Annotated in this window: 12 protein-coding genes; 3 read left to right on the forward strand and 9 right to left on the reverse strand. The window is 40.0% G+C overall.

Annotated elements, in window-relative coordinates; all coding sequences use genetic code 11:
• Positions 1 to 492 (reverse strand): hypothetical protein (locus AAF462_03925; protein ID MEM7008261.1); only part of this gene is annotated, 492 nt, incomplete at its 3' end.
• Positions 493 to 999: 507 nt separating this feature from the next.
• Between AAF462_03925 and AAF462_03930 the strand changes: the two genes are divergently transcribed.
• Positions 1,000 to 5,838, forward strand: coding sequence for a GAF domain-containing protein (locus AAF462_03930; protein ID MEM7008262.1), 4,839 nt, complete (start codon positions 1,000 to 1,002; stop codon positions 5,836 to 5,838).
• 334 nt (positions 5,839 to 6,172) lie between these two features.
• Here the strand turns inward: AAF462_03930 and AAF462_03935 are convergent, their stop codons facing one another.
• The 7 genes from AAF462_03935 to AAF462_03965 form a co-directional block, all read right to left on the reverse strand.
• Positions 6,173 to 6,595, reverse strand: a complete 423-nt coding sequence (locus AAF462_03935; protein ID MEM7008263.1) for a hypothetical protein — start codon at positions 6,593 to 6,595, stop codon at positions 6,173 to 6,175.
• Positions 6,596 to 6,608: 13 nt separating this feature from the next.
• Positions 6,609 to 7,187, reverse strand: a complete 579-nt coding sequence (locus AAF462_03940; protein MEM7008264.1) for a hypothetical protein — start codon at positions 7,185 to 7,187, stop codon at positions 6,609 to 6,611.
• Between the two features lie 82 nt (positions 7,188 to 7,269).
• Positions 7,270 to 8,019, reverse strand: a complete 750-nt coding sequence (locus AAF462_03945) for an IPTL-CTERM sorting domain-containing protein (protein MEM7008265.1) — start codon at positions 8,017 to 8,019, stop codon at positions 7,270 to 7,272.
• 159 nt (positions 8,020 to 8,178) lie between these two features.
• Positions 8,179 to 8,724 carry a hypothetical protein gene (locus AAF462_03950; GenBank protein ID MEM7008266.1) on the reverse strand — a complete coding sequence of 182 codons (546 nt, stop codon included), beginning with the start codon at positions 8,722 to 8,724 and terminating at the stop codon, positions 8,179 to 8,181.
• Between the two features lie 152 nt (positions 8,725 to 8,876).
• On the reverse strand, positions 8,877 to 9,554 hold the full coding sequence (locus AAF462_03955; protein ID MEM7008267.1) for a hypothetical protein: 678 nt from the start codon (positions 9,552 to 9,554) through the stop codon (positions 8,877 to 8,879).
• Positions 9,555 to 9,593: 39 nt separating this feature from the next.
• Positions 9,594 to 10,562 (reverse strand): hypothetical protein, encoded by a 969-nt coding sequence (locus AAF462_03960; GenBank protein MEM7008268.1) that lies wholly within the window; start codon positions 10,560 to 10,562, stop codon positions 9,594 to 9,596.
• 156 nt (positions 10,563 to 10,718) lie between these two features.
• Positions 10,719 to 11,423: an IPTL-CTERM sorting domain-containing protein gene (locus tag AAF462_03965; GenBank protein MEM7008269.1), complete on the reverse strand. Its 705-nt coding sequence runs from the start codon at positions 11,421 to 11,423 to the stop codon at positions 10,719 to 10,721.
• Positions 11,424 to 11,624: 201 nt separating this feature from the next.
• On the opposite strand from AAF462_03965, the gene AAF462_03970 reads away from it, so the two are divergent.
• Positions 11,625 to 12,488, forward strand: coding sequence for an SDR family oxidoreductase (locus AAF462_03970; GenBank protein MEM7008270.1), 864 nt, complete (start codon positions 11,625 to 11,627; stop codon positions 12,486 to 12,488).
• A 22-nt stretch (positions 12,489 to 12,510) separates the two neighbouring features.
• Positions 12,511 to 12,771, forward strand: a complete 261-nt coding sequence (locus tag AAF462_03975) for a PepSY domain-containing protein (protein MEM7008271.1) — start codon at positions 12,511 to 12,513, stop codon at positions 12,769 to 12,771.
• A 14-nt stretch (positions 12,772 to 12,785) separates the two neighbouring features.
• Here AAF462_03975 and AAF462_03980 read toward each other — a convergent pair.
• Positions 12,786 to 13,127 (reverse strand): aquaporin (locus AAF462_03980; GenBank protein MEM7008272.1); only part of this gene is annotated, 342 nt, incomplete at its 5' end.

Raw genomic sequence — 13,127 nt, forward strand, 5'->3', positions numbered from 1 at the left:
ATGAAATCCAGCCTGCTCTGCTGCATCAAGGATAACGGGCTCATCGAGCACATCCTCTTTATCTCCTGCTAACCAAGCGCCGCCGTGTATGAATACAATTGCGGGCCTCACTGGATTTGCCCCTCTTGACTCAGCTGATGCCGGAACAGGCAGGTTCGTAATGGGGTAATAATCCAAAAACTGCCTTGCGTTTCCATCGCCTACATAATCAAAGCTCTGTGCTACAGCTGATAATGTCCCTCCGGGCTGAAGAATACTTCCACCAGGTGATGGAGTTGGAGCAGGACTAGGCGCGGGTGTTGGTGGTACAAATGTTGGAGCCGGAGTTGGAGCTGGAGTTGGAGGCACTAGTGTTGGTGAAGGAGTAGGCGCAGGGGTTGGCTGCGGGTTACCGCCTCCATTGTTGTCACCATCACTGTCGCTGCATCCGCCAGCTATACCAAAGGACACTATTACTAAAATAAGTAATGCTAATAATGATGTTTTTCTCATTGTAAAATCCTCCGATGTTTTTTCTACCGCTATTTAAAACTATACCCATTTTTTATATCACAACCCAAGGTGTTTTTCTATACGCTTAAATTTAAAAGGATAGAGCATTTTGATACGTTAAGCCCTAAGATTTATTGCTTTAACTAACCTAAAGCCAATTCTAGCTATCACGCAACTAGAGTTAAAGTAAAACAGATATTATTAATGCACTTTATCTAAGTTTCTACTTTCAGTATATAAGTGAGTCAATTCAGGCAGTTAGCATATATACCTCATAGGTGCTTTATATAAGCTAAGACTAAATATAGCTAAGTTAATATAGATATTTCATATTTGTGAATTGACCCTAGAATATACTTTAAATAGCAATCAACTCTATAAAACTAGTAGAGATAGATTGTTTTGTTGATCGAACGATTTACAAATTGTGTAATTAGTTCTATAATCTGTATATGATGGTGTAAAAGGTTTTTATTAATACAGATTTTATCTCTATGGGATCACAGGATGGAAGCTCATATCAAAAACGGGAAAACCAAAGAACTTGACGTTCTGGCCAGAAAAGACCGCTATCAAGACATTATTAGCGAAGTGACGCAAATAGTGCATCAATCAATTGATCTTCAGTCCGTTCTGGACAACTCAATTGAGGCCATGGTCAACAACATTGATCATATGGACAATGTCTCTATATATCTTGTAGAAGATAATCACGCGGTAATTAAGTCACACCATGGATATACTAAGGACTACCTTAATAGAGCTGGACGCATCCCCTACCCCAAGGGCTCTACTTGGAAAGCTATAACAGAAGCAAAATCGCTATACATACCTGACGCTGATAAGGATAAAGTTTTGGGCCAGGCCGGACGCGATATGGGTATTAAGTGTTATTTAATCGTGCCGCTCTTTGATGAAGAAAAGGTTGTAGGCACTATAATTATAGTATCAAGAGAGGAAAAGGATGTTTTTGATCAAGAAGAGCTAAAGCTTTTAGAGATAATTTCCAAACAGATAAGCATTGCCATCAGAAATGCAAAACAGGCCCAGGCTCTTAGTAACAGCGAAGAGCGCTACCGCACACTTTATCAAGAAGGCCCCGCTATGTATTTCACTGTGAATGAAAAAGGATCTGTGCTTTCTGTGAACCGAAATGCAATAGAAAAACTTGGATACTGTGAGGATGAGCTAGTCGGCAATTCCGTTTTCAGCGTATTCCCTAAAGATCAAAGACCGATAATAAAGGCCCAGCTCAAAAACTGCTTTAAAAACCCTGAGCAAATTTTCAAGTGGGACAGCAGAAAAATCAGTAAGGACGGCACATTAATTTCTGTTAGCGAGCTTGCCCGAAGTGTTATAGATGCAGAGGGAAATAAAGTAGCAATTATTGCATGTGAAGACACCACGGAAAGCGAAAAAGCTAAATCTCTACTTATAGCCGAAAAAGAAATAATGGAAGCAATTTCCCAAGACAAAGAGCTCTCTTCAATTTTAGAGCAGATCTGTCTTGCTGTTGAAGAGCAGGCGGATAGAATGCTTTGCTCCATTTTACTGTCTGACAACGCAGAAAAATATCTTATTCCAGGGGCTGCGCCAAACTTGCCCGAGGACTATTTAAACGAGACGAAATTGGTACCAATTGGAGAAGGTATTGGTTCGTGCGGCACTGCATCATACAGAAAAGAGCAGATCATAGTATCTGACATAGAGAATGACGAGCTATGGACTGATTTTTGTGACCTTGCTCTTAGAAATAATTTAGGCTCATGCTGGTCTACCCCAATAGTTTCTAAAAATGGAGAGTTACTCGGAACATTTGCAACATACTACCCCTATCCTAAGAGCCCTAATGAAAATGAGTTAGAAATAATAGATAGGGCCACTCATCTGGCCAGAATTGCAATAGAACGAAAAAAATATCAAGAAACTAAAGAAGAAAATCTACAGAGTATCTCTAAAAAAAGCAGATATGAGGAAATTGTAAGCACAGTTACACGAAGCGTCCATCAATCAATCGACATTCAAAAAGTTATTAATAACTCAATTGAGGCGATGGTTAAAAACATCGATAAAATGGATAATATCTCAATCTACTTAGTTGAAGGTGATTACGCTGTACTCAAGGCGCATCATGGTTTTACCAAGGATTATTTAAAGAGAGCATCAAAAATCCAAAAACCCAAAGGCGGTATTTGGAGAACAATCATGGATGCTGCGCCTAGATACTGCGCTGACACAGAGCAGGACAATGCGATTGGGCAAGCTGGGATTGATATGGGAATTAAGTGCTATCTGGTCGTGCCTCTTTTCATGGACGATAATGTTATCGGTACTATTACAATTGTATCTAGAGAAACAAATGCATTTGAACAAGAGGAAAGAGTACTTCTTGAGACAGTATCCAAGCAGATTGCTATCGCTATAAGAAACGCCCAGCAGGCAGAGACCTTAAAAAGATCAGAAGAGGATCTTAAAATCAACTTAGATTCACTTTCAAGGAAAACTAGATATGAAGAAGTAATAAACGCCGTGGCAAGAAGCGTTCATAGATCACTTGAGCTAAACGAAGTATTTGATAACGCGGTAGAAGCCATAAGCAATGAAATCACTGAGGCTAAAAATGTCTCTATTTATATGGTCCAAGGGGATATGGAAGATCAGGACAACCCGCCTACTGCAGAGCTTAAAGCAAGCCGTGGACATACTAAGAATTATTTGAATAAAGTAAGGAGCATAAACTACCCAAAAGGCGCTACTTGGAGAACGATCATAGATGGAAAGACCCGCTATGTGCCTGACACGGATAAAGACGAAAGCATTGGTCCAGCAGGGAAAGAATTTGGAACAAAGAGCTATTTATCTATGCCGCTTACTTTTAATGAGAAGACCGTAGGCTGTATACACATTCATTCTACAAATAAAAATGAATTCAGCCAGGATGAAATTAAGCTACTTGAGATTGTTACAGCACAGCTTGAGACTGCGATAAATAATGCCAGCAAAGCCGATGCGCTTAGGAAATCTGAAGAGAATCTTAAAGAAAATTTTGAACAGCTATCCAAAAAGATCAGATATGAAGAGATTACGAGCGCTGTCGCAAGCAGTGTGCATAGATCGATTGATCTAAACGAGGTTATGAAAAATGCTGCCGATACGCTCAGTAAAAATGTTAATCATGCTGATCATGTCGCAATATATTTAATTGAAGGTGACAAAGCAGTCCTAAAGAGTTATACGGGCTACCCAGAGTGGTTCATAGATATAGTTAGTAGCATACCTAAGCCTAAAGGCTTTACTTGGAAAACCCTTTTAGAAGGGGAGCCTCATTTTGTAGCTGATGTAGAGAAAGATAAAGCAATAGGACCTGCGGGAAGAAAAGTGGGCACAAAAAGCTATGCTTCTATGCCGATCAAACATGAAGGTAAAACCATAGGCTGCATTAACATCAGCGCACAGACTACAAACGCATTTGATAAAGATGAGGTCAAGCTATTAGAAATTGTTGCAACGCAGATTGAAACAGCTGTTAACAATGCCAATCAGGCAGAGGCGCTTAAACGTTCAAGGGAAGAGCTCAGTGAGAGTAGAGAGCATTATAGACTACTTGTAGAAACCACCAACGTTATTCCATGGGAATATAATCTCGTTGATAATAGATTCACTTATATTGGCCCGCAGGCACAGCAGCTGCTTGGATATACAATACAAGAGTGGCTTACAGAAAACTTCTGGCTCACTCATATGCACGAAGATGACCGCATTTATGCAAAAGAAGCGTGCAGCGCTCTTACACAGGGGAGCAAAGATCATGAACTCGAATATAGAATGATCACAAAATCAGGCGAGACCGTTTGGCTCTATGAAATGGCAAGCGTTATTGAAGAAGAACAAAAGCCTGAGACTTTAAGAGGTTTCATTATAGACATAACAGAAAAGAAAAAAGCTGAGTTTGCAAAAAGAGAAGTTGAGGAAAGATATAAAACTATTATTGAGCACTCCTACGATATTATAATTGAGACAAATGTAAACGGCACTTTTCTATATATAAACCCAACTTTCTGTGATGTGCTAGGATATGACCAGCAAGAGCTTTTGGGAAGAAGTGTATTTGAGCACATACATGAAGATGATGCACCGGAGACAATACGTCAATTCTCATTTGCCATAAATAAATTTGAGAAGGGATCGGCAACTTATAGATTTAAGCACAAGTCCGGCGGATGGCGCTGGCTTGAGAGCGTGGGAAGCCCGTTCCGCACTGCAAGCGGTGAGATTAGAACTGTTATCTCGAGCCGTGACATTACAGAGCGTATGGAGTCTGAGAAAAAACTCCAGAGCGCATTTGAAGAAATTGAAGAACTCAAAAACAAACTTGAGAAAGAAAATATTTATCTTCAAAAAGAGCTTGAGTTAACATTTAGCCACGGGGACATTCTGGGCCAGAGTAAAGCCATTAGATCTGCTCTTAGTAAAATTGAGCAGGTTGCTGCTACTGATGCCACGGTGATGTTAACCGGGGAGACTGGGACTGGTAAAGAGCTATTTGCAAACAGAATACATTCATTAAGCGAGCGTAAGGATCGCGCAATGGTAAAAGTGAACTGTGCCGCGCTTCCGCCGCACTTAATTGAAAGCGAGCTCTTTGGTCATGAAAAAGGAGCTTTTACTGGAGCAGTTGCAAAAAGCATCGGCCGTTTTGAGGTAGCTGACGGCTCTACAATATTTTTAGACGAAGTCGGCGAGCTGCCGCTGGAGCTTCAGTCTAAACTGCTTAGAGTGCTTCAAGAAGGAGAGTTTCAGCGCGTTGGAAGCTCAAAAACAGTTAATGTAAACGTCAGAGTAATTACTGCCTCTAACATAGAGCTTATCGAAGCGGTTAACTCCGGGAACTTTAGAGAGGATCTATTTTATAGATTAAATGTTTTCCCAATTCATATACCTCCTCTCAGAGAAAGAAAAGAGGACATACCGGATCTGCTTTGGTTTTTCATTTCCGAATTTGAAGAGAAAATGGATAAGAGCATTAAGAACATATCCAGAAAAGATATGGAGAACCTTATCAACTATCCGTGGCCGGGAAATGTTCGGCAACTAAGAAATGTTATAGAACGCGCTATGATTCTATCTACCGGGCCCGATTTAGTTATTGACCTTCCGGGAATAAAGAGCCAAACCCCAAGTGAGATCAAGCCAATAGAAGATGTCGAGCGTGACCATATTTCCTATATACTAAACATGACCAACTGGCGAATCAGAGGCAAAGCCGGAGCAGCTGAAATTTTGGGTCTAAAGCCCACCACTCTAGAGTCTAGGATCAAAAGACTCGGAATCAAACGAAGCCACTAAACTACGATATATCGTACATGCCACTAAATATCGGACATATCTATACTGTTCGGTCAAGTATATATATTGGGTCTTTATGTAAATATTACAATAATAACAATATCTTATGAGATTTTCAGTCTCGTTTTAGCTAATTGGCACGCAAGTTGCCTATATATTACTGTAGAGAAACAAAAAGCAAGATAGAGTAGCAAGCAAGCGAAGTAGCAAGTAAAAAGTATCATTGAAAATTATTCCACTCCTCCACGAGTAGGCATATAGTAAGTTTTGGAATCAAGATGGCGGTGAAACAGGGACAATCAAAAGATTGTCCCTGTTTTTTTATATAGATTGGTTAGTTACAACTAGGAAGAATAGTATTTAAGGTGCAGCCGTCAAAACTAAGCCCCTCTTTCTCTGAGTCCACTAAAACATCAAACATGATATTTAAACACTGTTCTACTTCGATAAAATTTAAATTATCTTGAATATCGGTTTCAAACCTGCACTCACACTGGTTGGAATTAGGCATGCAGAATACCTCGGCAAGCCCGCCCAATGGGCCCCCGGCGTCGAGCACCATTCCAATCCCTTCAATCGTGCAGGTAATGCCTGGGCCGGAATTCTTCACGGCATCTAACAGTTTATCTTTATCAAAGCATGGGCAACTTGTTGTAGTTGGCTCCTGTGCATTAGAAGTGCCGCTATCACTATCGCAAGCAGCAACTAACAAAAGAACTAATAGAAGCGGCAAAATAAGAGTCTTAAAATTGTTCATTACTAACCCCCTTTTAGTTTGTCGGTACATAGCCGAGCTCTTTAATTAAACCTTCAAAGAAAGTTTGATTTTCAATTACTTGAAACTCCTCACAAGGTATATCCATTTCGGTGCTTTCAAAACTCTGAAACGCATTTTCCATTTGAGTTGAAGCATTTATTTCTGCTTCGTTTGGAAAAAGCGTAAAGACAAAACCATTTGCCTCAACTGCGCATGAGCTGTTAAAAGTTGTGGCGGTCTCATCGAACATTCCGTCTTTATCGAAATCTGCCAATGCCACATCAAGGCTGCATGTAAGCCCGTCCATACTCGCGTCCCCAGAAAATCCAAAGGCAAAGTCATCATTTGAGAGGATAATAAATACCTTTGCACCATTTGAGTAGACGTGAATAATATTTTTGCTTGAGCTGTTCTCATATACGGCAAACACATCCGGGCCGATATTAAAATTAATGTTCAGAGCCAGCGCCTCACACTCTAGTTTTGGCGTACTGCTCCCAGGATCACTCATCATATTGTTGTTTTCGTCACAAGAAACAGATAAGACTAGTACAAGAACTATAGCAAAAATAAGGTTATAACTAATTTTCATATATCCCCCTCCTTATTCATATATAAGAATATTATAACCGCTTCAAAATCAGGGATATTCGAATAAATATAGATTCAGATTATTATGAAATGGTTTTTTTTCTTCTGACAGCCAGAATCCCAATTACACCCATAACGCTAGCAGTTGCAATAAGACCCCACTCAGAAAGAGTCGGAATCACAACTCCCCTTCCCTGGCCAAAATTGACCTCAGATAAAACAACGGCTTTGATAACTACCGGATTTACAAATTGAAAATTTATTCGTGTGATAGGTCTTGATGATTCAATACCTAAAAATGTATCCACAAAATCATCACCTTCCACTACTGTCTCGCCAATCAACATAAGCTCATCAAAAACTTGAATCAAAATGCTCTCACTACAATCAGGTATGGGAGCATTATTAGTTAAGCATCCCAAGATAAAGCTGACAGCTGTTGGACTGTTTGAAAATACTACGTCCAAGGCTTCTACAATTGTGTTGTGACCAAGAACGTTAGGAGGATTGTTATTTAGCATTGCAAAATCTGCTCCTGCAACAAACATACCGTTAATAGTAGGACCCGGCACGTCAATAAATTCTATATCTGGCAAAATATCTCCGGGCATGAAGCAGGCATCATCACTGAATTGGTTGATAGGGGGTTGGCAGGGAGAACCGCCAAATTGCGGTTGATTTGATGCTTGGAAGTTCTGTTTTAGAAGATTAGGATTGTTTACGTTAAAAGCCGCCTGGTCATTTGTGAAATTGACACGAGCATGAGCATCAAAAAATGAAATCAAAATAACAAAAGATAAACTCACAAGACTATAAAGTGTATAATTTTTCATATAAGCCCCCTCTTATCTACTGATAAACTAATGTTATAATACTTTATTATAATTATCAATTAACCATAATCACAACAGAACACAAAAAAACCGCCCAGGTCTAAAATTACTAAACAAGGGCGGTTTTACTTTTTATAAAAGGGTATTACAAATTAGCTTTTAATAAGGAGGACCCCATGGTCTGTAGTAAGGACCTGGGAAGTGGCACCAAGTGCCGCCGGTGTACCAGTTTCTTCGGCAAACAGCCCCACGCGGACCTACCCACCAATCGATAAATAGCGCCGCGAGCCCGCCTTCTGCCGGTGGATCGCCATCTAGTACTTTTACTTTGTATGTAATATTTCCGTCTGCAAACTCAGGGTCCATAAGCTCAACTACGATATTAGTTGCGCCCTCTTTATCACCTAATATAGAAAGGTTAGCATTTGGCGGATCAGCAGCGAAACTGTCTTTACCCTCATCCCAAATTTTTAGAAAATGGGAAGTTGGAACGTGACCTGCCGCCCTCTGTGGACGGTCTGCAAAAAATGTCATGGACGGGGCTACCCCTTTCATTGTCATAGTGCCGTTTTCTTTATCAAAACTCACTCCCTGGGCGCTTTGAACAAACATAAAGCTCACTGCATCTTTATCTACTTCGGCAAATGAATCATTTATAAAAACTACTGACAGAACTAAAACCATTGATAGAATTAAAGCTCTCATAAACCGCCTCCTTTAAGGTATTTTGGTAATACCTTAGCACACGACATTTAAGTATTCATTAAGAATTTTTATTGGTGTAAAATTGAAAAGGGAGTCTGTTTTTATAAGATCTCCCTTTTATTTAATTTCAATAGGTTGTGAAGTATAGACTATTAGCAGCCGCAATTTGCACAGGTAAGACCCGGGCCAAGGTTGCAGCACTGTGGGGTAGGATTAGTATTTATACACGGATCGGAGTCCGGACCTAAAAGCGGGCAGACTACATTAGCTCCGTCACCACATGTACCGCCCATAGGATTGAACATGAATGGAGGTAGAGAGCCTGAATCAATAAACAAAAAAGCAGGCCCGAATGGCGAATCAAGATCAGCTATTGACCTTGATACAATGGAGTCGCCGCTGAAGGTTGTAACGGGCGTGAAGTCAAGCGAAGTCGCTGTATACTCAACAACGCCGGTCTGCGGGTCATACTCGGGGTTGCTAAGTGACACAGGAACTGTAATAGCGGTGCCGTTTTCTCTTAGCGCTAGAACTGAATTAGGATTAAAGTTTGTAAAAATTTCATCATAAAAAACAAAGAAATTAGTCGTATTAACTACACCGGCTTCAAATCCGGGATTTTCTGCAAAGAATGTGGTTACAGGGGATAGCTCTAACTGAATGATAAACTGCCCCTCTTGCGTAGAGGCAATCACGGATCCAGAAACAATGTTCTGAATGAAATCCACGTCTTCTGATTGGTCCTGACCTGTCGCGTCATTATCACAGCTTATAAGAGATCCTGCTGCAAAAAATAGCAATACTAAAATTAATAATGTTTTAGTTTTCATACTATCCCCCCCAGATTTTTAATCTACTAAAGTTATGGATTATTCTATTTCCCAGACACCATTTGAGTACCTGCGAGTCGCTGTGTCAGTGTTGGTAAAATCAATATCAACAAATGTGATCGGCTGATCAATAAATTGTTCGCCAGTCTGAGTTTCTTGAGAAAACCAAACTCTTACTTTTTGTGTAGGTGTCATAACAAGCTCTTCTCCACCAGGTATTGGATCTTCAGACACAAAGATCGAAGTGATCGCTTTTGTTGATCCAAGAAATGTTATCAGTTGGGACAAAGCCGGAAATACGGGATCACTAGAGTTGTTCATAAATTTAATGCCATTTGCATTATTACCTGGAACTGGTGTGTTTATTAAATTATCTATACCCAGAACAGCATCTTGACCAGTTAAAATCTTAACCACATTTGTTATACCACTTGTTACAAGACCTTGCTCAAAATTGCTTGCTCCAAACACTTGGAAGACAGGGGACCATTGGTATTGATTTATTTCAGTATACTCTGATGTAGATCGCCAAATTACGTTGTATTGATCGTTGACCAAAACTGCTATATTGAGATTAAAGCTTCGGTCCTGTAGAAATTGAAAGTCCCCAGGCTCTATCTCGATATTTAAGGTTTTAACATCATTGTTAGAATTAATCTCAGCAGCTGCCCCTACAACAGTATCCTGGTAAGGAACAAGGCCTCCATGCGATGGGCACTCTGCGCCTTGTCTCTGGGCTTGAGCCTCCGCTCTGCTATAGCGATCTTCAAAGAGCTCGTGACAATGTGCAACATCCTGATCTGAAACCTCTTCCATATTACGGTTAGCATTTCTCTCAGCTCTAAGAAGACAGTTTACATACGCCCCCGAAGCCTTTAACTTTTTGTTATAGCATCTTGTTTCTGGTGCAACACTCTGTGCTGCGGCGTTTGCAGCACTAAATAAAAACGCGCATACAACTAGCACCGAGGATAATAAAAGTATGGTATTTAGTTTTTGAAATTTCACTGTGTCCCCCCTCAGAGATTTATATACAACTATAACTAAACAATAGTAGAAATGTAGAAATGTGTAAATAAAAATACAAATTCAGATAAAAAAAGGGAGCCGACGTTTTTAGAGCCTGACTCCCTTAAGTTTTATTATAAATTTTTTCTTTGGATTCTATGCTGTAATGGCCCGTCTTCTAATAACTATAAATCCAATCACTCCAAGCACTGCAGCTAGAGCAATTAAGCTCCACTCAGAGAGCGTTGGAATGGCAGTTGTACACCTGATATCATCTATGCCCATTGTGGTGAATGAAAGATTATTGACAACACCTACTCTAAATCTCACAGTGCTGCCTGCAAAAGCTCCTAGATTAAAACCAATAGTTGTATAGCCAAGTTCCTGAGGGTCGCCGGGCTGAGTTAAAAAGATATTTTGTAACACACCCACTCCTATGCTATACACGGGAGCGTTAGGATCCATGATATCTATTCTTGCTTGCACGTTTTCGACACTAAAATCATCTAATGCTGAACCGACTACCCAATCACCTAGGCTTTCATAATAGATTATTGCTGTACATTTCGCTCCAGAGCTTGGGACATTAATATCTTGATATAATACTGATCCTCCATCACTGTCTTCCTGAGTAGCTCCTGCTGCATATATACCCTGTGGCGGAGGCATTATTGGGAATAGATCTATTGTGCTGCCACTATAAACATCAAAAATTCCAAACGGGGTGGTTGCCACAGTCCAGCCTGTCAGATCCCCGGTTTCAAAATCGCCGTTTTCAAATATTTGTGCTTGGGAATTCGAGTTAAAAGATAATAGAAAAAGAAATATAAATAGAATGGATAAAGCACTACGCTTATACATTTTTTTCATCCTCCTCTGAAAGATTAGGATTTATTTTAATAGCCTAATAGTGAGAATTCAAGCTTGCATAACAAACTAACTCTTTGAACCCTAATTTTGATTAAAAATAGACCCTTTCCAAAAAACTAAATTCTGCTACAATAAGAGTAGTTTTACCTTCCTGACTACGGGTCGATAAAGAGATTGTAGGGTGAAAGATAGATGATATTACTTACCGGGTTAAGCAGCACTACCGGACTTAGAGTGGCGAAAAAGCTACTTAAGTCAGGGCACGGTTTTAATGCTTTATTAAAAGACGCGGCTAAAGATTCAGATTTAAAATCAAAGAGAGTAAACCTTGTAAAAGGTTCCCTTGATAACACCGAAAGCCTTGAGAAGGCTATGGACGGCATTGAGAATGCACTTTTGATATCACCCGTTTCTGAGAACCAATTTAAGATAGAGAAAAAATTCATAGATGCAGCAAAAAAATCAGGCGTAAAGCACCTTGTAAAATTCTCGGCAATCGGAGCTGACCCGGACTCAGAGTCAATGATCCTCAGAAATCACGGGCTAAGCGAGAAGCATCTTAAGAAATCAGGCCTGAGGTATACGATAGTCAGGCCAAATCTATTTATGCAGAATTTCGTAGATTTCTACGGTCATGAGATAAAAAAGAAAAAGCAGTTAAAACTTCCTCTTAAAAATGCAAAGTGCGGATACGTAGACCTTAGGGACACAGTCAGAGTAATAACCAAGGTTCTAACTACAAATGGAAGTAAGAATAGGACGTATGAAGTTACTGGCCCGGAATCGCTAAGCTGTTTTGAGGTAACAGAACAAATCTCAGAGGCAGTCGGCAAAAAAATTAAATATGTCGAAACTAAGCCCAAAGAATTTAAGAAAGATATGATTGACGCTGGGGTGAAAGAGCCGATAGCGGAAGCTTATTCCGAACTCTACAAACTTGTTAGAGATGGAATCTGTAATCAGGTTACCGATGATATCTATAAAATCACAGACCGCCAGCCACATACATTTGATGAGTTTTTAGACGACAATATCAAGTTCTTTTTAAAAGGATAATATTCTTGTAGGAGGGAATACAATGAAATCTATATTGATAGCAATTATTATTGCAGGCGGCGCTTTTTACACACAAAACGCTTTAGCTGACAGAGACGCAAGCCCTGAGGATACCGCAAGAGTAATAGAAGCTCTTAGTGCTATAGGATGTCCAAACGTAGGTGAGGTAGAGGTTAAAGGTAATTATTTCGAAGCTGATGATGTAATCTGTAATGACGGCAAGGAATATGAGATATATCTCGATCAAAACATGAATGTCATCAGAAAAAAACTTGATGATTGATACATAAACGCCGCTTAAAAGTCCTTACCTTCCTTACCTGTTGTGAGTGGCTTATGAATGACTCGAAATGCTATTACAGAGATCGCGGCCCCGATTATTGGGCCTGCTATGTAGATCCATAAGTTTGATAAGTCCATAGTGACAATAGCAGGAGCTATTGACCTTGCCGGGTTCATAGAGGCGCCTGAAATTGGGCCAGCCCACAGCACATTAAGCCCAACTACTCCGCCTATTGCGCTTCCCGCCATAATACCTTTTTCCATGCTTCCTGTGGATACGCTTAGTATCACGAACATTAAAAATAGAGTTATTGCAATTTCGAGAATAAAAGTTTGAAGAACTGCTCCAGAGGGCTG

This window comes from Thermodesulfobacteriota bacterium (genome assembly GCA_039028315.1).
GTDB lineage: Bacteria > Desulfobacterota_D > UBA1144 > Nemesobacterales > UBA2774 > CR02bin9.